General features: G+C 72.3%; 27 protein-coding genes, 1 pseudogene and 1 riboswitch. Of the genes and pseudogenes, 12 read left to right on the top strand and 16 right to left on the bottom strand.

Annotated elements, in window-relative coordinates:
- Positions 1 to 2: 2 nt before the first annotated feature.
- From ACFFCA_RS06530 to thiO, 6 genes are all read right to left on the bottom strand, one after another.
- Positions 3 to 878, bottom strand: a complete 876-nt coding sequence (locus tag ACFFCA_RS06530) for a carbohydrate kinase family protein (protein WP_375482991.1) — start codon at positions 876 to 878, stop codon at positions 3 to 5.
- Between the two features lies 1 nt (position 879).
- Positions 880 to 1,779 carry a pseudouridine-5'-phosphate glycosidase gene (locus ACFFCA_RS06535; RefSeq protein WP_375482993.1) on the bottom strand — a complete coding sequence of 300 codons (900 nt, stop codon included), beginning with the start codon at positions 1,777 to 1,779 and terminating at the stop codon, positions 880 to 882.
- Positions 1,754 to 3,118 carry a purine-cytosine permease family protein gene (locus ACFFCA_RS06540; RefSeq protein ID WP_375482995.1) on the bottom strand — a complete coding sequence of 455 codons (1,365 nt, stop codon included), beginning with the start codon at positions 3,116 to 3,118 and terminating at the stop codon, positions 1,754 to 1,756. The genes ACFFCA_RS06535 and ACFFCA_RS06540 overlap by 26 nt, the downstream gene beginning before the upstream one ends.
- A 94-nt stretch (positions 3,119 to 3,212) precedes the next feature.
- Positions 3,213 to 4,007, bottom strand: a complete 795-nt coding sequence (locus ACFFCA_RS06545; protein WP_375482997.1) for a thiazole synthase — start codon at positions 4,005 to 4,007, stop codon at positions 3,213 to 3,215.
- Positions 4,000 to 4,200 carry a sulfur carrier protein ThiS gene (thiS, locus tag ACFFCA_RS06550; protein ID WP_375482999.1) on the bottom strand — a complete coding sequence of 67 codons (201 nt, stop codon included), beginning with the start codon at positions 4,198 to 4,200 and terminating at the stop codon, positions 4,000 to 4,002. Before thiS ends, ACFFCA_RS06545 begins: the two co-directional genes overlap by 8 nt.
- Positions 4,197 to 5,351 carry a glycine oxidase ThiO gene (gene thiO / locus ACFFCA_RS06555; RefSeq protein ID WP_375483001.1) on the bottom strand — a complete coding sequence of 385 codons (1,155 nt, stop codon included), beginning with the start codon at positions 5,349 to 5,351 and terminating at the stop codon, positions 4,197 to 4,199. The genes thiS and thiO overlap by 4 nt, the downstream gene beginning before the upstream one ends.
- Positions 5,340 to 5,445: riboswitch (TPP riboswitch) on the bottom strand. Its footprint overlaps the gene before it by 12 nt.
- 82 nt (positions 5,446 to 5,527) lie before the next feature.
- Between thiO and thiE the strand changes: the two genes are divergently transcribed.
- A complete protein-coding gene (gene thiE, locus ACFFCA_RS06560; protein ID WP_375483003.1) occupies positions 5,528 to 6,163 on the top strand; it encodes a thiamine phosphate synthase in 636 nt (211 codons plus the stop codon).
- Positions 6,164 to 6,293: 130 nt separating this feature from the next.
- Here thiE and thiD read toward each other — a convergent pair whose 3' ends face one another.
- Positions 6,294 to 7,130 (bottom strand): bifunctional hydroxymethylpyrimidine kinase/phosphomethylpyrimidine kinase, encoded by an 837-nt coding sequence (gene thiD, locus ACFFCA_RS06565; protein ID WP_375483004.1) that lies wholly within the window; start codon positions 7,128 to 7,130, stop codon positions 6,294 to 6,296.
- 17 nt (positions 7,131 to 7,147) lie between these two features.
- Here thiD and ACFFCA_RS06570 point away from each other — a divergent pair, with 17 nt between their 5' ends.
- Positions 7,148 to 7,546: a VOC family protein gene (locus tag ACFFCA_RS06570; protein ID WP_375483006.1), complete on the top strand. Its 399-nt coding sequence runs from the start codon at positions 7,148 to 7,150 to the stop codon at positions 7,544 to 7,546.
- A 9-nt stretch (positions 7,547 to 7,555) separates the two neighbouring features.
- Here the strand turns inward: ACFFCA_RS06570 and ACFFCA_RS06575 are convergent, their stop codons facing one another.
- On the bottom strand, positions 7,556 to 8,008 hold the full coding sequence (locus ACFFCA_RS06575) for an SRPBCC family protein (RefSeq protein WP_375483008.1): 453 nt from the start codon (positions 8,006 to 8,008) through the stop codon (positions 7,556 to 7,558).
- A gap of 149 nt (positions 8,009 to 8,157) precedes the next feature.
- Here ACFFCA_RS06575 and ACFFCA_RS06580 point away from each other — a divergent pair, with 149 nt between their 5' ends.
- Positions 8,158 to 9,198 (top strand): L,D-transpeptidase, encoded by a 1,041-nt coding sequence (locus ACFFCA_RS06580; protein ID WP_375483010.1) that lies wholly within the window; start codon positions 8,158 to 8,160, stop codon positions 9,196 to 9,198.
- A 34-nt stretch (positions 9,199 to 9,232) separates the two neighbouring features.
- On the opposite strand, the gene ACFFCA_RS06585 is transcribed toward ACFFCA_RS06580, so the two are convergent.
- From ACFFCA_RS06585 to ACFFCA_RS06595, 3 genes are all read right to left on the bottom strand, one after another.
- Positions 9,233 to 9,409 (bottom strand): hypothetical protein, encoded by a 177-nt coding sequence (locus tag ACFFCA_RS06585; RefSeq protein WP_375483012.1) that lies wholly within the window; start codon positions 9,407 to 9,409, stop codon positions 9,233 to 9,235.
- An 86-nt stretch (positions 9,410 to 9,495) separates the two neighbouring features.
- Positions 9,496 to 11,136 carry an ABC-F family ATP-binding cassette domain-containing protein gene (locus tag ACFFCA_RS06590; RefSeq protein WP_375483014.1) on the bottom strand — a complete coding sequence of 547 codons (1,641 nt, stop codon included), beginning with the start codon at positions 11,134 to 11,136 and terminating at the stop codon, positions 9,496 to 9,498.
- Positions 11,137 to 11,166: 30 nt separating this feature from the next.
- Positions 11,167 to 11,814 carry a GPP34 family phosphoprotein gene (locus ACFFCA_RS06595; RefSeq protein WP_375483016.1) on the bottom strand — a complete coding sequence of 216 codons (648 nt, stop codon included), beginning with the start codon at positions 11,812 to 11,814 and terminating at the stop codon, positions 11,167 to 11,169.
- Between the two features lie 350 nt (positions 11,815 to 12,164).
- Between ACFFCA_RS06595 and ACFFCA_RS06600 the strand changes: the two genes are divergently transcribed.
- Positions 12,165 to 12,764 carry a L,D-transpeptidase gene (locus tag ACFFCA_RS06600; protein WP_375483018.1) on the top strand — a complete coding sequence of 200 codons (600 nt, stop codon included), beginning with the start codon at positions 12,165 to 12,167 and terminating at the stop codon, positions 12,762 to 12,764.
- Between the two features lie 30 nt (positions 12,765 to 12,794).
- Here the strand turns inward: ACFFCA_RS06600 and ACFFCA_RS06605 are convergent, their stop codons facing one another.
- Positions 12,795 to 13,163, bottom strand: coding sequence for a VOC family protein (locus ACFFCA_RS06605; RefSeq protein WP_375483020.1), 369 nt, complete (start codon positions 13,161 to 13,163; stop codon positions 12,795 to 12,797).
- A 64-nt stretch (positions 13,164 to 13,227) separates the two neighbouring features.
- Here ACFFCA_RS06605 and ACFFCA_RS06610 point away from each other — a divergent pair, with 64 nt between their 5' ends.
- Both ACFFCA_RS06610 and ACFFCA_RS06615 read left to right on the top strand, forming a co-directional pair.
- A complete protein-coding gene (locus tag ACFFCA_RS06610) occupies positions 13,228 to 13,689 on the top strand; it encodes a MarR family winged helix-turn-helix transcriptional regulator (RefSeq protein ID WP_375483022.1) in 462 nt (153 codons plus the stop codon).
- A gap of 89 nt (positions 13,690 to 13,778) precedes the next feature.
- On the top strand, positions 13,779 to 15,362 hold the full coding sequence (locus tag ACFFCA_RS06615) for a GAF domain-containing sensor histidine kinase (protein WP_375483024.1): 1,584 nt from the start codon (positions 13,779 to 13,781) through the stop codon (positions 15,360 to 15,362).
- Positions 15,363 to 15,368: 6 nt separating this feature from the next.
- Here ACFFCA_RS06615 and ACFFCA_RS06620 read toward each other — a convergent pair whose 3' ends face one another.
- The gene (locus tag ACFFCA_RS06620) at positions 15,369 to 16,124 is read right to left on the bottom strand and encodes a hypothetical protein (RefSeq protein ID WP_375483026.1); all 756 of its coding nucleotides are present in this window, start codon (positions 16,122 to 16,124) and stop codon (positions 15,369 to 15,371) included.
- 117 nt (positions 16,125 to 16,241) lie between these two features.
- On the opposite strand from ACFFCA_RS06620, the gene ACFFCA_RS06625 reads away from it, so the two are divergent.
- Genes ACFFCA_RS06625 through ACFFCA_RS06640 form a run of 4 tightly spaced genes read left to right on the top strand, consistent with a single transcriptional unit; the run spans position 16,242 to position 18,370 of the window.
- Positions 16,242 to 16,763 (top strand): SigE family RNA polymerase sigma factor, encoded by a 522-nt coding sequence (locus ACFFCA_RS06625; protein ID WP_375483028.1) that lies wholly within the window; start codon positions 16,242 to 16,244, stop codon positions 16,761 to 16,763.
- On the top strand, positions 16,760 to 17,536 hold the full coding sequence (locus ACFFCA_RS06630; protein WP_375483030.1) for a hypothetical protein: 777 nt from the start codon (positions 16,760 to 16,762) through the stop codon (positions 17,534 to 17,536). Before ACFFCA_RS06625 ends, ACFFCA_RS06630 begins: the two co-directional genes overlap by 4 nt.
- Before the next feature lie 46 nt (positions 17,537 to 17,582).
- The gene (locus ACFFCA_RS06635; RefSeq protein ID WP_375483032.1) at positions 17,583 to 17,891 is read left to right on the top strand and encodes a hypothetical protein; all 309 of its coding nucleotides are present in this window, start codon (positions 17,583 to 17,585) and stop codon (positions 17,889 to 17,891) included.
- Positions 17,892 to 17,908: 17 nt separating this feature from the next.
- Entirely contained in the window at positions 17,909 to 18,370 is a 462-nt protein-coding gene (locus tag ACFFCA_RS06640) for a GNAT family N-acetyltransferase (protein WP_375483034.1), read from the top strand.
- A 311-nt stretch (positions 18,371 to 18,681) separates the two neighbouring features.
- Here ACFFCA_RS06640 and ACFFCA_RS06645 read toward each other — a convergent pair whose 3' ends face one another.
- Positions 18,682 to 19,218, bottom strand: a complete 537-nt coding sequence (locus ACFFCA_RS06645) for a GNAT family N-acetyltransferase (protein WP_375483036.1) — start codon at positions 19,216 to 19,218, stop codon at positions 18,682 to 18,684.
- A gap of 116 nt (positions 19,219 to 19,334) precedes the next feature.
- On the opposite strand from ACFFCA_RS06645, the gene ACFFCA_RS06650 reads away from it, so the two are divergent.
- Positions 19,335 to 20,258: a phosphotransferase gene (locus tag ACFFCA_RS06650; RefSeq protein WP_375483136.1), complete on the top strand. Its 924-nt coding sequence runs from the start codon at positions 19,335 to 19,337 to the stop codon at positions 20,256 to 20,258.
- A gap of 76 nt (positions 20,259 to 20,334) precedes the next feature.
- Positions 20,335 to 21,384 (top strand): LD-carboxypeptidase, encoded by a 1,050-nt coding sequence (locus tag ACFFCA_RS06655; RefSeq protein ID WP_375483038.1) that lies wholly within the window; start codon positions 20,335 to 20,337, stop codon positions 21,382 to 21,384.
- A 14-nt stretch (positions 21,385 to 21,398) separates the two neighbouring features.
- Here ACFFCA_RS06655 and ACFFCA_RS06660 read toward each other — a convergent pair.
- A pseudogene (locus tag ACFFCA_RS06660) lies at positions 21,399 to 22,133 on the bottom strand (class I SAM-dependent methyltransferase); the annotation flags it as partial.
- Between the two features lie 52 nt (positions 22,134 to 22,185).
- Positions 22,186 to 22,722, bottom strand: coding sequence for a pyridoxamine 5'-phosphate oxidase family protein (locus tag ACFFCA_RS06665; RefSeq protein ID WP_375483040.1), 537 nt, complete (start codon positions 22,720 to 22,722; stop codon positions 22,186 to 22,188).
- Positions 22,723 to 22,824: the final 102 nt, after the last annotated feature.

Consider the following 22,824-nt stretch of genomic DNA (forward strand, 5'->3'; position numbering starts at 1 on the left):
GATCAGGGTCGGGCGCCCACCTGGCCGACGGCGCGTGCGCCGAGAGCAGCGCCCTCGGTCAAGGCGTAATTCACCGGTGCACCGTCGAGCCAACTCGCGAGGAAGCCGGCCGCGAACGCGTCCCCGGCCCCGGTGGTGTCGACCGGTTCGGCCTCCGTGCGCGCCGCGGGCACCGACCGCACCCCTGAGGCGTCGGACCACACCGCGCCGGCCGCGCCGCGTTTGACGATCGCCCGCCCGGTGCGCAGCGCGATCGACTGCGCGGCGGCCGCGGCGTCGTCGAGCTCGGTCAGCACGACCGCCTCGTCGGTGTTGGCGAGCACCAGCACGTCGCGCCCGAGCCGGTCGAGGAAACCGGGGTCGGCGGCCAGCGGGGCCGCGGACGCGGCGTCCACGACGACGACCCAGCCACGTGCCCGCGCCTCCCGGATGGCCTCGACGGCGAAGGGGCGCGAACCCTCGCCCAGCAGCGCGTACCCCGACACGTACAGGGCGTCGGCGTCGTCCGGCAGCTCGACCGCCACCTCGCCGAGGCCCGCGTTGGCACCGGCGTCGGGCACCATCGTCCGTTCGCCATCGGGGGCGACCAGCACGACGCAGGTCCCGGTGGGTCGTCGGTCGTCGACGGAGACGTGCGCCCGGACGCCGGCCGACGTCAGTCCGTCCAGGGCCTGCCGACCCGCGACGTCGTCGCCGACCCGGCCGACGAAGGTGGCGTGGGCCCCGGCAGCGACCAGCCAGCAGGCGACGTTGGCCGCGGCGCCGCCGCCGAGCAGGCGCACCGAGGCCGGGGTGTCCGATCCGGGCGCCAACGGCCCCGGCAGCCGAGCCAGGACGTCGACCATGAGGTCGCCGACGCAGACGACGTGGGGCGGCACGTCAGCTCGCGTAGGCCGCGGCGACCTCGGCCGCGAGCCGCGCGTTGCCGAGCACCAGGGCGACGTTGGCGGCCAGCGAGGCACCGTGCGTCTCGCGGTGGAAGAAGTCGAGCAGGAACGGGGTGACGTCCTTGCCGGTGACGCCGGCCTGGTGGGCGGCGGCGAGGCCGGCGTGCAGGGTGCGGTCGTGCAGCTCGTGGTCGAGCTCGTCGGCGATGCCGATCGGGTTGGCCAGGACCAGTCCGTACCCGGCGCTGTTCAACGCGTCCTGCTGCCGCAGCACGTCGGCCACCTGGCCGGGTGTCTCGGCCGTCCAGAACAGGCCGTGGCCGCTGTCGCGCAGATAGAAACCCGGGAAGCGGTCGGTGCGGTACCCGAGCACGCCGACGTTCAGGGTCTCGAGCCGTTCCAGGGTCGCCCCGACGTCGAGGATGGATTTCACACCGGCGCAGACGACCAGGACGGGCGTGCGCGACAGGGTGGTGAGGTCGGCCGACTCGTCCCAGGTGTCGCGGGCCCCGCGGTGGACGCCGCCGAGCCCGCCGGTGGCGAACACGCGGATGCCGGCGCGGGCGGCCAGGTGCGCGGTGGACGCCACCGTCGTCGCGCCCACCCCGCCGCGGGCCGCGACGACGGCGATGTCGCGCACGGACACCTTGTCGACGTCGGGGTCGGACGCGACGCGGTCCAGGGCGGCGTCGTCGAGACCGATGCGGGCCTGGCCGTCGACGACGGCGACGGTGGCGGGGACCGCCCCACCGGCGCGCACCGCGTCCTCGATCTCGCGGGCGATGCGCAGGTTGTCGGGGCGGGGGAGCCCGTGGCTGATGATCGTGCTCTCGAGCGCCACGACGGGACGCCCGGCGTCGAGCGCCTCAGCGACCTCGGGATGCAGCAGCACGGAGTCTCCTCTCGACCAGTCCGACCGGCAGCGTAACGACGGCGGCCACGGCGAAGGAGATCAGGGATGCGCTCATCCAGTTCGTGGGGGTGAAGTCGAGCCATCCCTGGACCGTGTGCCACATCCGCGACCACGGCCCGAGGGTCCCGGGGTTGACGAGCTGGTAGACCACGAAACCGATGGCCCAGGGCAGCACCATGGCCAGGCGCAGGGGTGCGTTCTCGCCGAGGTCCCACGAGCGCCGGGAGACCACGAACCAGTCGACGGCGAACACGCCGAGCAGCGGGACGAACAACGAGCCGATGAGCAGCAGGAACGACTGGTAGTTCGCGATGTCCAGGGCCAGGGCCAGCACCGTGCACAGCGTGCCCAGCAGCAGCGCGAGCAGGCGCCGGTCCCAGCGCGGGCGCACGTTCTGCACCGAGACGGCCGCCGAGAACACGTCGACGAAGGACTGGTCGATCTCGCGGATGGCCAGGACGGCGAACGCCACCGTGCCGACGGGAATGGCCATGAAGGCACCGAAGATCCGGCCGTCGTCACCCTGGGCCACGGTGACGAGCGCGACCAGCCCGATGGCGTAGCAGGCGAGCTGGCTCAGCGAGTACCCGACGAAGGTGCCGACCACCGTGTCGCGCGTCGATCTCGAGTGCCGGGTGTAGTCGGCAGCGACCGGCACCCACGACACCGCGACACCGATCACCGAGTCGACGGCGATCCAGAAGCCCGTCCAGGGGCCGTGGCCCAGCGGGGGCAGCGGATTGCGCAGCAGCTGCACGGCCAGGTAGACGAGCGCGATGACGACGGCAACGGTGACGTAGCGGCGCAGCAACCGGATCCAGCCCAGCGGGCGCAGGGCCAGCGCGGTGGTCACGACCCCGGCCAGCACGACGTAGACCCAGCGCGGGACGCTGCCGGTGATCTGGTGCAGCGCGGTGCTGATGGTGACGATCTCGAACGTCGTCCAGCCGAGCAGCTGCACGACGTTGAGCAGGGTGGGCAGCCACGAGAGACGCGCTCCGAACAGCCCGCGCAGCAGCACCATGGCCGGCGAGCCGGTGACCGTGCCGGGCACCGCGGCGACCGCCACCGCCGCGGTGCCGAGCACGGTGCCGACGAGCAGCGCCAACAGCGCCGCCCCGAGCGAGATCGGGGTGTCGCCGACCGGGTACAGCACGTAGATCGCGCCGGTGAACCCGAGCAGGCTGACGCCCAGGTTGCCCCACATGCCCATCTGGTCGATGAGGCGCAGCGAGCGGCCGGCGGGCTGGTCGAGCGTCAGCGGCGCCTCGTCGGGCGGTGCGGTCGGCGGGGTGGTGCGGTCGTCGAGCGTCGTCATGCGTGTCTCCCTGCGCCGGCATTACCCGGCGGGTTCGGCGGTCGGCCTGGTGGCCCTCTCAGCCCGGGACGGTCCCGAGCTCCCGCGGTGTGCGTTACAGGACGGCCATGCCCTCGGTCGGTGACGACGCCTGGGCGTGGACGCGCTTCGGGATGCGGCCGGCGCGGCGCGCGAGGCGCCCGGCGTGCACGGCGGCCTTCATGGCCTCGGCCATGGCAGTGGGGTCCTGCGCGCGGGTGACCGCCGAGGCCAGCAACACGGCGTCGCAGCCGAGCTCCATGGCCAGCGCGGCGTCCGAGGCGGTACCGATGCCGGCGTCGAGGACGACGGGCACGGTGGCCTCGCTGACGATGAGCTCGATGTTGTGCGGGTTGGCGATGCCGAGCCCGGTGCCGATCGGCGAGCCCAGCGGCATCACGGCGACGCAGCCGGCCTGTTGGAGTCGCCGCGCGAGGACGGGGTCGTCGTTGGTGTACGGGAAGACCCGGAACCCCTGCGCCACCAGCAGTTGCGCGGCGTCGAGCAGCTCGATCGGGTCGGGCAGCAGGGTGCGCTCGTCCGCGACCACCTCGAGCTTCACCCAGTCGGTCTCGAGCGCCTCCCGGGCGAGCTGCGCGGTCCGGACGGCCTCGCGAGCGGTGCGGCAGCCGGCCGTGTTGGGCAGCACGCGGACACCCGCCCGGTCGATGACGTCGAGGATGGTGCCGCTGCTCGAGGCGTCGACGCGGCGCATGGCCACAGTGCACAGCGCCGTCCCGGAGGCGCGCAGCGTCTCGTCGACCACGTGCAGGCTCGGAGCCCCGCCGGTGCCCAGGATGAGCCGGGAGCTCAGCTCGACGCCGGCCACGACGAAGGGGTCGTGACGCGCGGACGGGTCGTGCTCAGCCACCCTGCACCGCCGTGATCAGCTCGACGTCGGCGCCCGCGACGAGCAGCGTGTCGTCCCACTCCGAACGCGGCACGACGGCGCCGTCGAGCACGACGGCGCTGCCGCGCGCCGATCCCGTCTCGGCGAGGATGAGGGCGCCGACGGTGCTGCCGTCCGCGACGTCGCGAGGCTTGCCGTTGAGCACGATGGTCATGCCGGCCCTCCGTGGGTGACGAGCTCGGTCTCAGCGGGCGCGAAGCGGCCGGGCGCGAACGGCTCGAGGACGCCCGGCAGGTTGCCGTCGGCGACCAGGCCGGCGACGCCGTCGGCGGTGACGGGGGACAGCAAAATACCGTTGCGGTGATGGCCGGTGGCGAGCACGAGGCCGTCGAGCGCGGCCGCGCCGACGAACGGGGCGTTGTCGGGGGAGCCGGGTCGCAGGCCGGTGCAGACCTCGTCGAGGGCGGCCTCGCCGAGCTCGGGCACCAGCGACATCGCGTCGCGCAGCAGCTCGTACACGGCGCCGGCACGCGGGGTCCGGTCGAACGCCGCCTCCTCGGTGGAGGCGCCGACGACCAGGCGCCCGTCGGCCCGCGGCACCACGTAGATCGGCGTGCCCTTCACCGCGCCGCGCACGACGCGCTGGATCACGGGTGGCCCGGGCAGCCGCAGCCGCAGCGTCTGACCCTTGACCGGCCGTACCCCGGGTGCGACCCGGGCCGGCAGGCCCTCGACCGTGGCCGACCAGCACCCGGCAGCGAGCACGACGCTCCCGGTCGACACCACGGTGCCGTCGTCGAGGCGCACCCCGACGGCACGATCACCTTCAGTGATCACTGCCGCCGTCGATGCAACGAAGGTCACACCTCGTCGGCGGCCGGCTTCGAGCAGCGCGTCGTGCAGCAGGCGAGGGTCGACCTGATGGTCGCCGGGCGCGAGCAGGCCTCCCGGGAGCCCCGGCGCGACGGCCGGTTCGAGGGCGCGCAGCTCGCGGCCGCCGACCAGCTCGGCCTCGACGCCCAGGCGGTGCGAGAAGTCATGCAGGTCGCGCAGCGCGGCGAGATCGGCGCCGTCCCACGCGACCGCCACGGTGCCGGTCTCGCGGAAGCCGGTGGGCAGCCCGGACTCCGCGGACAGCTCGGCGGCGAAGGACGGCCACCGCGCGAGCGAGTCGAGGTTCAGTCGTAACAGCGGCGTCTCGGTGTACTGCAGCTCGGTGATCGGCGCGAGCATGCCGGCCGCGGTGTGCCACGCGCCGCGACGTGGATCGGGGTCGACGAGCGTGACGGTCAGGCCGCGCTGCGCGCAGCGCCACGCGGCGGCGGCGCCGATGGCACCCGCGCCCACGATGACGACGTCCGACATGTGCTCCCTCGCGCCGGTATTACCCGGATCAGGTCGACGGTCGGCCCGCTGGCCCTCTCAGCCCGCCCCGTGGCGAGCTCCCGTTGCGACGCCAACCCTACGCTGGGCAATTGTGAGAGACGCTTGCGGAACGAACCGGGGGCACAGCGGCGTGCCGGCCCGAACGGAGTGAGGCCGTGCTTTTGTTGCAAGACGCCCGCCTGTACCTGTGCACCGACTCGCGCTCGCGCACCGGCGATCTCGCCGATTTCCTCGACACGGTGCTGCGCAACGGCGTCGACGTCGTGCAACTGCGCGAGAAGGGGCTCGAGGCCCGCGACGAGCTGCGCTTGCTCGAGACGTTCGCGGCGGCCGCGCAGCGACACGGTGCGCTCTGGGCGGTGAACGATCGAGCCGACGTGGCCCGCGCCGCCGGCGCACCGGTGCTGCACCTGGGCCAGGACGACCTGCCCGTCGCGGTCGCCCGGGACATCGTCGGGCCGGACGTCCTCATCGGCCGCTCGACGCACTCGCCGGACCAGGCCGACGCCGCCCGCGTCGAGGACGGCGTCGCCTACTACTGCTGCGGCCCGACGTGGACGACCCCGACCAAGCCCGGCCGCCCGGCCGCCGGCCCGTCACTACTGACCCACGCGAGCGCGCAGCAGGACGCGCGTCCGTGGTTCGCCATCGGCGGCATCGAGACGCTCGACCGGCTGGACGAGGTCATCGCGCGCGGCGCCCGGCGCGCCGTCGTCGTGCGGGCCGTCACCGACGCCGAGGACCCGGGTGCCGCCGCTGCCGCCTTCGCCGCCCGCCTGCGCGCCGTCTGACGTCCGCCCGCACGCCGACACACCCACCTCAGGTCCGTCGAGTGGTGGCTTTCTCCTCGAGTGGTGGGTTATATCCCGCCACTCGACGAAAGACCCACCACTCGCGTGAGGGAGGTGGGGGCCCGCGTGATCAGGAACGGGGTTCGGGCCAGTCCCTGATGCGCCAGAAATGACCGACCGGGCCGAGCCCGGCCCCGAGCGGGAACGAGTTCCCGACCGCGGCCGTGACGAACGCCTTGCCCTCGCGCACCGCGTCGACGAGCGAGGCCCCGCGGGCCAGGGCCGCCGTGGTCGCCGAGGCCAGCGTGTCGCCCGAGCCGTGGGTGTGCGCGGTCGTATGGCGCGGGGCCGCGAACTCGGTCCAGGTGGTGCCGTCGTACAGCACGTCCACCGCGTCGCCGTCCGGCAGGTGCCCGCCCTTCACCAGCACCGCGCGTGGCCCGAGCCCGAGCAGGGCCCGGGCTGCGTCGTCCATGTCCGAGCGGGTGCGCACATCGATCCCGGTGAGCAGCTTGACCTCGCCGAGGTTCGGGGTGATCAACGTGGCCAGCGGGACGATGGTGTCGCGCAGCGCCGCGAAGGCGTCCGGGCGCAGCAACGCGTCGCCGTGCTGGGACGCGGCCACGGGGTCGACGACGAACGGGCTGATGCCGAGCCGCGTCACGGCCTTGGCCACCGCGGCCATGATCGCGGCCGACGCCAGCATGCCGGTCTTGGCGGCGTCGACCCCGATGTCGACCGCCACCGATTCGATCTGGTCGGCGACGGCCTGTGGCGGCAGCTCGTGGAAGTCCGACACACCGAGCGAGTTCTGGACGGTGACCGCGGTGATCGCGGACATGCCGTGCACCCGACAGGCCAGGAAGGTCTTCAGGTCGGCCTGGACGCCGGCGCCGCCGCCGGAGTCGGAGCCGGCAATGGTCAGGGCGGTCGGTGGCTGGCTGCTCTGTCGTGGGCTGCGGGGCACCGTGCCAGTATTCCGTGGTGACCGCACCGCTCGATCACGTCACGATCGCCGCCACCGACCTGACGCGCAGCGTGGGCTTCTACGAGGCCGCGTTGACGGCGCTCGGTCTCGTCCGTCTCGCCGAGCTCGTCGACGAGGAGGAGGACGACGCCGAGCTCGAGGCGGCCGGTTGGGGCGAGCCGGACGGGCGGGTCCTCGTCTGGGTGGTGACCTCGGAGGTGGCGACGTGCGGCGTCCACGTCGGGCTGCGTGCTGCGACTCGCGAGGCCGTCGAGGCGTTCCACGCGGCGGCACTGGACGCGGGCGGCGCGGAGCACTCCGCACCGCGGCGGTGGCCGCTCTACCGTCGCGGCGAGTTCAACGCGATCGTCCGTGACCCGCAGGGCAACCTCGTCGAGGCCGTCGCACCCGAGTAGCGCCGTCCGTCAGACGACGGCCTCGAGGGTTCGCTTGAGCTGGATGACGGTGTCGTCCGCGATGGGCTCGAAGCCCTTGCGCAGGAACGGTTCGGCCAGCCGCGCGAGGCCCTTGAAACGGAAGTGCGCGCGGTACGTCAGGACCGTGCGTTCGCCGTCCTCGCTGTGCTCCGCCCGGAAGCTCATGTCGTCGGTGCTCTCGACGGTCTTGTTGACGCCCGTGAACGTCAGGTGCTCGTCCGGGTCGAGGCGGGCGATGCGGTAGTCGAGTTCGGTGCGCCGTCCGCGGTACTCGGACACGTTGCGGAAGGCGGCACCGACGACGAGCGGCCCGTCGCCGTCCGTGCGGACTGTCGAGATCGTTCCCGGGTCCCACTGCTCGGTGTTGGTGAAGTCGGTGAGGTAGGCGAAGACATTCGGCAGCGGACGCTCGACAACGACCTCGCGCTCGACGGTGATCATGCCGTCGCACCGGGGTGAATCGGAACAGGCGCTCCCGCGTAGACCATGTACTCAGCGTGACAGGCGATCGGGAGCGATGCGACCGGGTCGGCCAGGTCGAGACCACATCGTGTCTGTTTCACATCAGCCACAGCTGGCACACTGGCACCATGCCCGCCGGACGTGTCCTCGCCGCCCTCACCGCCTCCGTCGCCGTGGGCGGCTGCGCCGTCGTGGTGTTCGGCATGACGAACGCCGCCAGCAAGCCCGATGCTCGGCAGCGGAGCACCGTCGCCGCGGCGCCCACCTCACGGCCCGCCTTCGTGCCGACGGGTGCGCCGAGCACCGGGCCGGTCCTCCGGGCCACCGGGCGGGCCACGGCCACGCGTCTCGCAACCGCTCCCACCCGGTCGAGCGCAGCGGCAGCCACGCCCGTGGCGGTCGCACCGACGACCCGGGCGGTGGCCCCGGTCGCGGCACCCACGACAGCCTCCCGGACGGCGGCCCGTCCGCCCGCCGCTCGTCCGGCGGCCCGTCCCGCGGCCAGGCCGGCGACCCGGCCCGCAGTGCAGCGCGCCGCGCCCACCACGCACCACGTGGCCGCCGCGACCGGCCAGCGGTTGCCACTGGGGTACTCGACCGGAAGCGCCACCCGTGTCATCACGGTCACCGCCCGCTCGCATGGCGCCACGACGGCCACCCTGCAGGCCTGGACGAAGGTGCGGGGCGGCTGGACGAAGTACGGCTCGTCGATGACGGCCCACGTCGGTGCGCAGGGCATCGGGCGGGCCAGCGAGTCGTCGTCCCACACGCCGGCGGGCAGTTTCACGATGACGCAGGCGTTCGGGCGCAGGAGCGACCCGGGCACCGCGCTGCCCTACTTCAAGACCACGCCGTCGGACTACTGGATCAGCGACTCGGGTCGGTACTACAACACCCACCGCCGGTGCGGCTCGTGCGGCTACGACGACGGTGTCAACGAGCGCCTGTACTACGAGACGCCGTACTACAACTACGCCGTGGTCATCGACTACAACACCCGCAACGCGCCCGGCGGCGTGCACCAGGGCCGGGGGAGCGCGTTCTTCCTGCACGTCACCGACGGGCGGCCGACGGCCGGGTGCGTCGCCATCCCGCAGAGCCGTCTCGTCCCGCTCATGCGGTGGCTGCGGCCGTCGGCGCACCCGCGCATCCTCATCGGCGTCACCTGATCCCACCCGCCCGGTGGGGCACGACGCCGAGCGGTCAGCCCTGGGGGTACTTGCGCTGACGCTCCTCGGCGAGCCGCCGGCCGGTCATGCGCTGGGTGCCGTACGTGCCGTCCGGGGCACGCATCGGTGGCATGAAACCGGTCAGCGCCGCCCCCATCACGCGGAGGAACTCGCCGACCGACTGGAACGCGCGGTGTCTGGATGCGGCCATGACGGACCTCGTTCCCAAGGGCTGCTCGATGCAGCGTGCCTCGAGCGTAGATCGTCCGTGAGCCCGTGGCGAGGACCGGATCGGGGTCAGGTCTCGCGGACGGTGCCGTGGTCGACGGACAGGCGCCGGGTCACCGCCACGGCCTCGAGCAACCGGCGGTCGTGACTGACGAGCAGCATCGTGCCGGGATAGGTCGCCAGCGCCTGTTCGAGCTGCTCGATGGCCGGCAGGTCGAGGTGGTTGGTGGGCTCGTCGAGCACGAGCAGGTTGACGCCGCGCGCCTGCAGCAGTGCCAACGCGGCCCGGGTGCGCTCACCGGGGGAGAGGGTGCCGGCCGTCCGGCCGACGTGGTCGGCGCGCAGCCCGAACTTGGCGAGCAGGGTCCGTACCTCGGCGTCGGGCCAGTCGGGCAGCAGTCGGGCGAAGGCGCGGGGCAGCGTCTCGTCCTCGCCCAGCAAGGCTCGTGCCTGGTCGACGCCGCCCACGACGACGCCAGGGCCCAGCGAGCTGCGGCCGGACGCGAGCTCGGTCCGACCGAGCAGCGCGGCGAGCAGGGTCGTCTTGCCGCTGCCGTTGGGCCCGGTGATCACCACCCGATCACCCCAGTCGATCTGCAGGTCGACGGGCCCGAGCGTGAACCCGCCCCGGCGGACGACCGCGTGGTCGAGCACCGCGACGACCGCGCCGGCCCGCGGCGCTGCGGCGATCGTCAGCTGCAGCTGCCACTCCTTGCGGGGCTCCTCGACGACCTCCAGCCGTTCGATCGCCCGCTCGGTCTGCCGGGCCTTGGCGGCCTGCTTCTCGGTGTTCTCCTGACGGAACTTGCGGGTCACCTTGTCGTGGTCGGTACCCGCTTTGCGCCGGGCGTTGCGCACCCCGTGCTCGAGCCAGTTGCGCTGCATCTGGGCCCGGTCGCCGAGAGCCGACAGCCGGCCCGCGTACTCGTCGTAGGCCTCCCGGGCGTGGCGCCGGGCGACCTCGCGCTCGTCGAGATAGGCCTGGTATCCGCCGTCGAAGTGCGCGATCTGCTGCTGGGCGAGGTCCAGCTCGACGATCTCGGTGACGGTGCGGGCCAGGAACTCGCGGTCGTGACTGACCACGACCACACCGGCCCGCTGTGCGGTCACGAACTGTTCCAGCAGCTGCAGGCCGTCGAGGTCGAGATCGTTGGTCGGCTCGTCGAGGGCGAACACGTCGAAACGCGCGAGCAGCAACGACGCCAGCCCGGCGCGCGCGGCCTGCCCGCCGGACAGCGAGGTCATCAACGCGTCCGTCCCGACGTCGAGACCGATGCGCGCGAGCTCGGGGCCGACGCGTTCGTCGAGATCGGCTGCGCCGAGCGCCAACCAGCGTTCCAACGCTTCTGCGTAGGCGTCGTCGGACCCGGGCCGGCCGTCGGCGAGAGCCGCCGACGCGTCGTCGAGCGCGGCGTTCGCGTCGGCCACCCCGGTGCGCCGGGCCAGGAAGGCGCCCACCGTCTCGCCCGGGCGCCGCTCGGTCTCCTGGTCCAGGTAGCCCACGGTCGCCGACGACGGGACCCGGGTGACGGTGCCGGTCTCGGGCGCGAGCAGGCCGCTCAGCATCCGCAGCAGGGTCGACTTGCCGGCCCCGTTGACGCCCACGAGCCCGACCACCGCGCCGGGTGCGACGACGAGGTCCAACCCCTCGAACAGCACGCGCGCACCGAAGGCGGCTGCCGCGTCCCGGACGACGATCGAGGCGGACACCCGTCCACTGTAGGGAACGGTGCGGGCCGCTCAGCCGCCTCCGCCGCTGGCGCCGAGCTGGGCCATGGCCGCCCGGGTGCGGATGCGGACGGTCGCGTGGTTCACGAGCTCGCGATACGGGCCGCACTCGTCCCACCGCAGTTCGAGCGCGTCGCCACCGAGGCCGAACAGCCGATCGGCAAGCACCAGGGTCGTGAACTCGTGGTGGGACCGGGCCGCGACGGTGTCGCGGGCGACGGCACGCAGCTGCTCGCGCAGCGCCCCGTACTGGTCGGCCGGCGCGACGTAGACGCGGCCTCCCGGACGTAGCGGCGCAGCCTTCGCGCGCCACTCGCCGGTGTCGACGAGCCGGGCGGCGACCTCGCGGGTGCGCAGTCGGCCGCGATCGATCCAGGCCGTCTCCGACTCGAAACCGCCGTGCAGCAACTGGTCGCAGACGACGTCGTCGAGGTCCCCGTCCGGGGAGCCCTCGTCGATGTAGGTGGTGGTGTCGCTGTCGACGATGCGTTCGGTGAGACGCAGGTCGACGAGGACCGCGGCACGCAGCGCGATGTCCCACAGCGGTCCGGGCGTCAACCGGCCGCGGGCGTCGATGCCGAGGCGGAGCAGCCACAGCGCGACGCTGTCGATCTCCTGGGCGTCGGCGCTGACCCCGCCGGGACCGTCGTCGAAGGACACGCGCCCATGGTGCCGGATCCGGCCTGCGACGGCCGCATGCGACCCTGGAGGCCATGCACCGGCCCCGTCTCGCCCTTGCCGCGGCCACGATCTCCGCGTGTTGCGCGCTCGCGGCATGCTCCAGCAGCGGGCCGAACGCCACAGACGCCACTGCCTCGTCCGGGTCGCGACCGCCCTCGACGCCTGCCAGCAGCTCGACGGCCCCGACCAGCACCGCGGCGCCGAGGACGAGCGCCGCAACGCGCTCCGCGGCGCCGACCTCGAAGCGTGCGAGCAGCACGAAGCCGGCGACGTCACCCGCACCGCGGACGTCGTCGACCCGCGTCCACGCGGCGAGCACCCCCCGGCGGTTGCCCCTGTCCGGCACGACCAGCGGCGCCGACCAGGTCATCACGGTGGTGGCCTCGTCGCACGGCAGCACGACCGCGACGTTGCAGGCGTGGCACCGCGTCTCCGGCGGCTGGCGTACGTCCGGCCCGTCCGTCACCGCGCACCTGGGCTCGGGGGGCGTCGGGCGGGCCAGCGAGGGGTCGACGAAGACGCCGGCCGGCAGCTTCACGCTGACGCAGGCCTTCGGGCACGACCGCGACCCCGGCACCCGGTTGCCCTACACGCACACGACGCCGGACGACTGGTGGATCAGCCAGAGCTCGTCGCCGCTGTACAACACCAGGCAGCGCTGCGCGTCGCACTGCGGTTTCACCCGCGGTGACCCTAACGAGCACCTCTACTACGAAACGCCGTATTACAACTACGCCGTCGTGATCGACTACAACACGCGCAACGCACCCGGGGGAGTGCACCCGGGCGCGGGTAGCGCGTTCTTCCTGCACGTCACCGACGGCGCTCCGACCGCCGGCTGCGTCTCCGTACCGCAGGACCGGCTGGTGTCCATCCTGCGGTGGTTGCGACCGGGGGACCACCCGCGCATCCTCATCGGCGTGGCCTGACGGCCTGCCGGCGGTGGGACGCGCCGCGCGTCAGGCCCGGTCGTGCAGGGTGATCTGGTAGCCGTCCGGGTCGGCGAAGGTGAAGGTCCGGCCGAAGGGGCCGTCGATCGGTGCGGAGACGATGGCGTGGCCGTCGGCGAGCAGCGCATCGTGAATGGCCTGGACATCGGTGGCGTGCAGCCAGATCGCTGCGCCGATGCCGGGCTGGGCGACGGACGCGAGGTCGGTGCCGGGAATGACGTCCCGGAGCGCGAAGGCGATCGGCGACGTGCCGAACACGACGGCGTGCGGCGGCCCGGCCGGTGAGCGGACCAGGCCGAGATAGCGCTCGTAGAACGCCTGCGAAGCGCCGAGATCGCGCGCTTGCAGGGAAATGAAGTCGGGACCAGTGGCCGGCATGATGAAGCTCCTCTTTTGGTTGTGTCAGCTACCTGACACAGGCAACGTATGTCAGAATACTGACATGAGTCAAGACGGCGTCGACATCGAGACGTCCCTCGGTTATCTGTTGAAGGAGGCGTCCAGCGCCCTCCGCGCGGCGATGGAGGAGGTGCTGCGTCCGCTGGGGATGACCGTCACGCACTACTCGTGCCTCGAGCTGTTGGCGCAACGACCGGGGCTGTCGAACTCCGAGCTCGCTCGGGGCGCCTTCGTGACCCGACAGTCGATGAACGTGCTGCTGCAGAGCCTGGAACGGGACGGTCAGGTCACCAGGCCGGCGCAGCCACCCGCGGGCAAGGCGCTTCCCACCCGGCTCACGCCGCGCGGCCGACGCAACCTCGCCAAGGCGACGAAGGCGGTCCGTGCCGTCGAGGTCCGGATGCTGGCCGGCCTCGACGCCGGTGAGCAGTCCCACGCCTTCCGGGTCCTGCACAGCATGGTTCGGCAACTGCGCGACCACGACGCCGACGCATCGTCGGATTGATTCACGTATGCGCACGAAGCGTCACCGGTACGCGGCTGGATCGGCTACAGTGCGTGAGCCCCCGCGATACCCAGCTCGAGGTGCAACTCGTGAGAAGCGTGTCCGACGACCGGCCCTCGGCCGAGGCTGCGCTGCGCCGGACGCTGGACCAGTCCGCCCAGGACGTCGAGAACCGCCCGATCGACGACATCCTGGCCGACGTCGCGCGCGGGCTGGTCGACACCTTGGACAGCGAGTGCGCGGCCATCGCGGTCTGGGCCGCCGGGGGCGCTTCGGAGGTGTTCGCGGCCGCGGGGGAGGACGCCGACGCGCCCGCCATCTTCGCCCGTCTGCGCGAGGCCGCCGGGTCCCTGACCGACACCGACGTCGACGTGATCCGCACGCCGCCGGGGCCGACGACCATGGCCCGGATCGTGGCACCCGTCCTGGTGCGCGGCCGCCGGGCGGGCGCCGTGTACGTCGCCGGCGCGGGCGGGGGAGCGGACTTCGACGACCGCGCGTCGTCGGTAGCCCATTCCGCGGCGGTGGGAGTGGCGGGGCTCGTCGAGCGTGCGCGCACCGCCGAGGCCAATCGGCGCCGCGAGCGGTGGTTCACCGGCGGCACCGAGATCGCGCGGGCGCTGACCGCCGCCGAGCACCCGGACCCGCTCACCATGATCGCCGAGCGGGCAGCCGAGATCGCCGACGCGGACGCCGCCATGGTGCTCGGCCCGGCCAGCGCACCGGGCCTGATCACGGTCGAGGCGGCCGCCGGGATCGGTGCGCAGTGGGCCCGTCAGCAGATCCCCGACCTGCAGGGCGACCACGTGCAGCGGGTGCTCGACGGTGGCCGGGCGATGCGCATCGACGATCTTGCCGGCGTCACGTCGCGCCCGGACCTGCTCCCGCTCGACACGGTCATGCTCGTACCGATGCACGGCAGCACCGGCTTGCGGGGGGTGCTCGGCCTCGGCCGTTCGCGTCGAGGGACCTTCACCGAGGCCGAACTGGGCATGGCCGGCATGTTCGCGTCGACCGTCGCGTTGGCGCTCGAGCTGGCCGAGTCGCAGAGCCACCGCGAGCAGACGGCCCTCGTGCTCGAACGCGACCGCATCGCGCGTGACCTGCACGACCACGTCATCCAGCGGCTCTACGCGATCGGCCTGACCATCCAGCACGTCAGCTCGATGGCCGGGCAGGAGATCGCCGATCGGCTGCTCGCCGGGGTCACCGACATCGACGCGGCCATCGGCCAGATCCGCTCCACCATCTTCCGGCTCACGACGCCGATCCTGGGTGCACACGCGTCACTGCGGACCCGCGCCGAGGCACTGGTGGACGAGCTCGAACCGGTGCTGGGTTACCGGCCGGCCCTGGTGTCCGAGGGGCCGCTCGATTTCGGCCTCGACGACGACCTGATGGCCGATTGCGAGGCGGTACTGCGCGAGGGCATCACCAACATCGCGCGGCACGCCCGGGCGACGCACGCCGAGGTCAGCATCGCGGTCACCGGCGACGACGTGATCATCACGATCAGCGACGACGGACGCGGGCTGGGGGAGTCCGACCGCCGCAGCGGGCTCGGCAACCTCCGGCGCCGGGCCGAGCAACGCGGCGGCGGCCTCGAGATCCTGCTGAACGGGACGGTCGGGACGAAGCTGGTGTGGTCGGTCCCGCTCGACCTGCCCGACTGACCGGCACTACGCGTCGCGGACCGGACCCGACGGCGTCGGAGCACCGCCGACGAGGTCGTCCCACCGTCGGCGTACCGGGTCCCACCGACGGTCGAACCCGGCGGCCCGCCGCACCGCCCGCTCACGCCTGCCCGTCGAGTAGAACCACCGGGCCCACGGCGAGGTCGGTCGCGCGAGCCGGACGGCGCTCACCCACGTCACGGGCGCGAGGAACAACCCGACGAGCGCGGTCGGGTACTTGCCCTTGAACGCCGTGACGGCCACGAGCAGCAGATGCAGGACCAGCACGACGAGCACACTGCCTCGGACGGCGACCTCGGTGTCGGACAGGCCGCTGACCGGCGAGACGCCGATGACCGCAAGGGCGACGCACGCCGTGGCGAGGGTGACCACGTTGACCGACAGCTGCCCCTCCTGGGTCCAGTAGTCGTCATCGAGATGCAGGATCATCGCGAACTCGTCCAGCACCAACGATGCGCCGACTCCGACGAAGGCGGCGGCGAGGTAGGCCCAGGGCGACCGCGCCTGGGCACCCACCGCGACGAACGCACCCACGACCAGCAGCACGATCCCGGGCGTCGAATGGTGCAGGTGCACGCCGCCTTCGCTGACGTCCTGGAACGGGCCCTTGCCCGCCCGGATCGTGCGAGTGATCGTGCGCGTGACGCAGAACGTCAGTACGAGCGCGACGAAGCTCAACAGCAGCGGTCCCTTCGCGCCGTGGACCACTTCGTCGTGCCACCAGTCCGACACCCACGCCATCGTCCGAGCCTAGAACGCCGGTGACGTGAGCAGCAGTCGACGCATTCGCCTCGATGATCGGTTCGAGAATCCCGGCTCGGGACCACGGATCGGCGCCGAGCGGCGTCTAATCCCTACGTGGGGAACCCCGAGTTCGAAGACTTCGCCCGGCGCGAGCTGGACGGTTTGCTCCGCTACGCCACCGTCCTCGCGGGGGACCGCGAGCTGGCCGGCGACCTCGTCCAGGACGTCCTGCTGAAGGCGTATCGGAAGTGGTCGCTGGTGGCCGCGGCCGAACACCCTCGCGCCTACGTCCGGACGATGGTCACGCGGGCCTACCTGTCGTGGCGGCGCAGCTGGTCGACCCGCAACGTCGTGCTGCCGTTCGACGAACTGCCCGAGGGGCCGCCGACCGGCGATCACGCCGGCTCGGTCGTCGATCGCGACGCGATGCTGCGCCGGCTCGCAGAGCTGCCACGGCGTCAACGCAGCGTCCTCGTGCTGCGCTACTACGAACACCTCACCGACGCCGAGATCGCCGACGTACTCGGCTGCTCGGCCGTCACCGTGCGCGGTTACGCCGCACGTGCCCTGGCCAGCCTGCGTGCCGACTCGGCACCCGTGCTGGTCACTTCCACCGTCCCGACGGAGCGCTCATGAACACCGAGAACCTGCTCACCGACCTGTTCGCCGACCAGGCGGACGGTCGTCCCGAACCCGGCCCGGTACTCGAGGCCGTGCACACCCGGATCGCCCGGCAGCGCCGGGTGACGGTCACCCGGGCGACGACCGTCCTGGCGGCAGCAGCCGCGGTCGCCGCTGTGGCCGGCGGGAACACCGTGGCGACGGAACCGTCCGGCTTCCACGCGGGTCCCGCAGCCGGGACGGGCGCGGTGAGCTCGTCGACTCCTGCTTCCACCGCAGCGATGTCACCGTCCTCGACCACGGCACCTTTGCCGTCCTCGACCGCGCCGTCGCCGCGCACGTCCGGCCCCGCGCGTGTCAGGGTGGCCGACAGCGGTGGGTACTCGACGATCAACGCCGGCTGGTTGCCCGGTCCGGCCACACCCGATCCGGCCGGCACCTCGGTGCAACCCGGCTTCGAGGAACGGGACTGGACCGTGATGGTGGACGGTGTCGCGATGGACGTCATCATCTGGACCGAGTCGGGATCGCTGCCGAGCCGGGTCCAGGCGACCGGCGGCAGGCCCGACTACCGCGCCATCACGGTGAACGGTCACCCCGGCCGCGAGTTCGTCGCGAAGAACGTCACCGTCGTCGCGTTCGACCTGGGCAACGGCACGATCGCCTACGCCGGCCCGAGCGTCGAGCGCACGACGGCGAAGGTGACCACCGCACGGATCAGCGCGATCGCCAGGAAGGTCGCCGTCAACATGCAGTTCCACCGTCACGACCCGATCCCGAGCCGGTGAGTCGACGGGGTCGAGGCAGCGAGGTCGGCGCCGATACCCTCGACACGTGATCAAGTCAGCCACCTCGGTCCTCGCCGCAGTCGCCGTGCTGTCCCTGGCTGCGTGCGGGTCGAGCGGGGGAGCGTCGTCGTCCACAGCGAAGCAGCAACTGGCACTGATGGCCGGAGTGCCGTCCCCGCCGCAGCAGATCGCGGCCAACTGGACGGCCTGGAAGTCCTACCTGTCGCTGGTGCTCACGGATTCGGCCAAGCCCGGGGCCGGCTCGTCGCTGGCCAGCACCTTGAGCGGGCCCACCACGAAGGTGGAGTCGTCGCGCACAAAGCTGGAGAACTACGCCTTCGCCCACTGCTCGTAGGCCGAGGCGCGCGCAGCATGACCGATGTGGAGATCCGGGACGCGAACGACGCCGATGCCGGTGAGATCCTGACCCTGCAGCGAGCGGCCTGGGTGCCGGAAGCTCAACGTCACGGTTGGTTCTTCATCCCGCCGCTGGTGCAGACCCTGGACGAGTTGCGGGCCGACGTCGCCGAGCAGACGGTGTTGGTCGCGGTGGCCGGGCATCGCATCGTGGCGACCGTGCGCGGCGCCCTCGTGGGGACGGACTGGTACGTCGGCCGCCTCGGTGTGGTTCCGGACCGGCAGCGCGACGGGCTGGGCCGGCTCATGCTGGCCGCGATCGAGGCGCGGGCGCCACAGTCCGCCACCCGCTTCACCCTGACGACCGGCCCGAAGAGTGTCGAGAACATCGCCTTCTACGAGCGCCACGGGTACCACCGCGTCGCAGGCGGTGACGAGCTCGTCCATCTCGCGAAGGACGCCAGGCCGACCGTCTGAATCGGTGACTGACATAACGTATGCGGAGGCTGCTGAGCCCGTGATCCAGGGGGCTAAGGCACGGCCGAGCGGGCGGCCCACCTCGAGGCCGATCAGTCGAGGCCAATCACCGGTGTCGCCGGTCAGCCGCGATGCGCACGGCGCGCCTCGTGGCGGTGCATTGATCGAGACGCGTTCTGCAGGTCTGTGGACCGGTGCAGTGCGTGTCGATCACGGCTGCGTGGCGAGACGACGGCGAGACTCGGCCGGGAGCAACCGGCCACAGCCTCGCGGCGGTGCACCGTCCCGTCGCGCCGATAATGCATATTATGTCATTCAGGGAGGACGGGAGCCGGTCCGTCGGCTTCGGCCCTGGCGACTCCCAGGTCGCACCGGTACCGGGTCCCCCGCTCACCACCCAGTTCCGACGGGTCCGCCGCGCCGACCGCCACGAAGCCGGTCTTGGTCAGCACCTTCTGCGAAGCGACGTTGTCGTCGGACGCGGCTGCGGTCAGGGTCTGCACGGCGAAGCGGCTCGACGCGATGACGCACAACTCGCGCACGGCCGCCGTGGCGACGCCCCGACCGGCGACGCGCTCCGCCAGCCGGTACCCGACCGTGGCGCCACCGTCCGCGCAGTCGTAGAGATTGAACCGGCCGAGGACCTCGCCGCTGTCGTTCATCAGGAGGAAGAAGGCGCAGTCGCCCGCCTCCTGCTCGGCGAGCGCGGCGCTGTGCCGCGCCGGGAAGTCGGCGAAGTACGCATCGCCGCGGTCGGAGATCGAACGGGCGAAGTAGGCCCGGTTGTCGCGCTCGAAGGCCAGCACCGCCTCCGCATGCTCCGCCCGGAGTGGTTCGAGCCTGCACACCGGACAACCTTCGCACGACATCCGAGAGCAGAGCACGCGGCCGACGCCGACCTGGGCGGCGCAACCCGTTCGCGTCCCGGATCTACGCTCCACGACGTGACGGTCGACGGGTGCTGATGCACGACGACGAGCTGCCGCTCACCGACGAGACGGTGCGGGCGCTGCTGCGTCGCGACGCGCCGGAGCTCGCTCATCGACCGCTGCAGCGGTTGGACGTCGTTGGATCGTCGAACGTCCTCTACCGGCTGGGCGACGACCTCGTGGTGCGGCTCCCCCGCCAACGCGGTGGCTCGGCGTCGATCACGGCCGAGGCCACGTGGTCGCGATGGTTGGCCCCACGCGTAGCGGTTGCCGTGCCCGAGGTGGTCGTGGTCGGCGAGCCCGACGCCGCGTACCCCGAACGGTGGTCGGTCGTCTCCTGGATCGAAGGTGAGACACCGGCCGTCCCGCTGCCCGTCGGCACGTCGACCACCGCATTCGCCGTCGAGCTCGGCGAGGTCGTTCGGCAACTCAGGGCGCTGCCGGTGCCGCCCGAGGCCGCCGCCGACCCGGCTCTGGTGTCCTACCGGGCCGGTCGGCTGCGCGACGTCCGCGACGAGATCGACCGCTGGCTCGCCCGCTGCCACGAGGTGCCGGGCCTCGAGCTCGATCTCGCCGCCGCGCGGCGCTATTGGGCGTCGACGGCCGAGCTGCCCGAACCCGCCGTTGCTCCGACATGGGTGCACACCGACCTGCTCGCCGAGAACGTGCTCGTTCGCGGGCCGGATGCGCAGGATCGGACGCTCGCCGGAGTGCTCGACCTGGGCGGCCTCGCCGTCGGACGACCGGCGGTCGGACCGGTCGGGGCCTGGGAACTGTTCGGCCCGGCCGACCGTGAGGTGTTCCGCAGGACGGTCGGCGTCGGTGACGACGAATGGCAAGTGGCCCGGGCCTGGGCCTTCGCCATCGCGGTGATGACGCTCCCGTACTACTGGCGCACCATGCCCCGCCGTTGCCGCCATCGCCTCGTCGCCGCCCGAGCCGTGCTCGACGACGTCTGATCACGTCACCGAGCAGCGATCGGCACCGTGCGTAATGCGCAGGTCATCCGCTCGGGTGCGTGCTTCGATGACGGTCATGACGCAGCCGCTCCTCCATCCGCCGAAGGCCTCGCCCGGAGACAGGATCGCGGTCCTGTCTCCGTCGTTCGCGGCACCGGGCGCGTTCCCGGCTGTCCACGAGCAGGCCATGCAGCGGCTGACCGAGCTGACCGGATTGGTGCCGGTCGAGTACCCGACCACGCGGCAGCTGGACGCGCCTCCCGAGGCCCGCGCGGCGGACGTCAACGCCGCGTTCGCGGACCCCGGGATACGAGGGGTGCTGGGCACCATCGGCGGCGAGGACGAGATCCGGGTGATCCCCCACCTGGACGCGGAGCTCGTCCGCGCCGACCCCAAGCCGTTCCTCGGGTACAGCGACAACTGGAACCTGCACAACTGGCTGTGGACCAACGGGGTCGCGAGCTTCTACGGCGGCTCGTCCCAGGTGCAGCTCGGCCCCGGGCCGCACGTCGACCCCATCCATGCCGCCTCGTTGCGCGCCGCGCTGATCACCGGAGAGTCGCTCGAAATCCTCGACCCCGGCGAGTCGGAGGACGTCGGTGTGCCGTGGGACGACCCGCGTGCCCTGACCACGTTCGGCGAGCGGGAGGTCACCGAGCCGTGGACGTGGAGCGGCCCGCCGCGTCCGGTCACCGGTAGGTCGTGGGGCGGGTGCATCGAGGTCATCGAATGGGTGCTCACCGCCGGCCGCTTCCCCGCGGCACCGGATGTGCTGGCCGGTGGGGTGCTGCTGCTGGAGACGTCGGAGGAGCTGTTGCCCGCGCAGAACGTGGGGTGGATCGTCCGTTCCCTCGGTGAGCGGGGGCTCGTCGGCGCGGTCGATGCCGTGCTGGTTGCCCGGCCGCCCGTGTCCGACTTCCGGACAAGACCCGATGCCGTCGAACGCGCGCGACTCCGCGCGGAACAGGCCGCCGTGGTGATCGAGATGATCAACAGCTACAACGACCAGGCCGTGGTCTGCGTCGGCGTGCCGTTCGGCCATACCCGACCCCAGTGGGTCCTCCCCCACGGCGGCGAGATCACCGTCGACGGCGCGCAGCGGCGCGTGTTCGCCGACTACTCCTGACGGCCCGGAACGGATCAGGCGACGAGCAGGCGAAGACCGAAGTCCGCCGAGTCGAGGCCGGCGAGGTCGGCGTTGCGTTCGGCCCACCGACCGGTCGCGAGGTCGTCGCGCAGATCGTGGACCACGCGCTGCTCGACGGCGCCTCCGACCTTGCCCCAGACCGACATCCCCCGGCGTACCTGCTCGTCGAGGTAGGCCTCCGGACGACGCCAGTACGCCTCGAACATGCCGTCCGCACAGTCCCAGGGGATGGGCACCGGTTCGGCGTGGGCCCCGATGACGCCGACGAGCTCGGTCAGCGATGGCCACCCGGTGTACAGCACTGCCGCCTCGGGCAGGTAGTCGCGCAACAACCAGAAGCGGTTCCGCCACGTCTCGTTGCTGCCGTCGAAGGTCAGCACCACGACGCGACGAGCGACGCGGCGCATCTCCCGCAGACCCGCGATCGGGTCCGGCCAGTGGTGGATGGTGCTGACGGCCATGGCCGCGTCGAAGCTCCGGTCCGGGAACGGCAGCTCGCTCGCGCCCGCGGTCACGCACCGCGCTGCGTCAGGTGCCCGCTGCGCGCGCATGACCTCGGACGGCTCCACCGCCGTGACGTCGCGGTCGGGTGGCTCGTAGGAGCCGGTGCCCGCTCCCACGTTGACCACGGTCCGCGCGTCGCCCAACGCCGCCCAGATCTGCGCGGCGAACCGCGGGTCTGTGCGACGCGTGGCCGCGTACGTGATGCCGATGGTGTCGTACAGCTCGGGCACGGCCAGCCTCCCACCTATCGACCTATCACTGCGATATATCGAAACGTTATGTCGGTTCGGCGGTACCCGCAACCGCCCGCCACGTCTGTCGCGGGGCGAACCCGCTGCGGCGCAACCAGTGGTCGGTGTACACGATCCGGTCGGGCGTGATCACCGTCAGCGGGTCGTCGGGCGGCTCGGCCGGTGAACGTCCGCGTTCGACGTGGTCGGACTGCCAGCGCACCGCTTCCCAGTAGCGGTCGGCGCCCGGGTCGTCGCGTCGGAGGGTCACGGCGCGGCCGAACAGCTGTGCGCCGCGGCTGCTCGCCTGGCCGACGAGCGGCGCGACGATGCCCGCGGACACCCGCGGGTCGCGGCGCAGGTTGCCGGACTTCACCGAGGCGTCCCAGCTCGTGTAGAGGATCTCGAACCCCAGGTGGAAGTAGCGCACGGGCGTGGCATTGGGTGATCCGTCCGCGTTGACCGTGGCGACGACCGCCGTGTTGTGCGTCGACAGCAGATTGAGGATGCGTTCCTCGAGCTGTTCTCGGTCGAGCGGACGGGTCGGTGCCGGACCGGCGAGCCACGGGTTGGTGATCGGCATGCGCTCAGCCTGGCATGCGCAGGACCGGTACGAGCGAGAACGACGGCGCCCGCACGTCAGCACGGTACGAGGTGGGCCGGCCGCGGGCCGGCCAGCATGATG

The organism is uncultured Jatrophihabitans sp. (assembly GCF_964252635.1).
In the GTDB taxonomy this organism is placed as follows: domain Bacteria; phylum Actinomycetota; class Actinomycetes; order Mycobacteriales; family Jatrophihabitantaceae; genus Jatrophihabitans.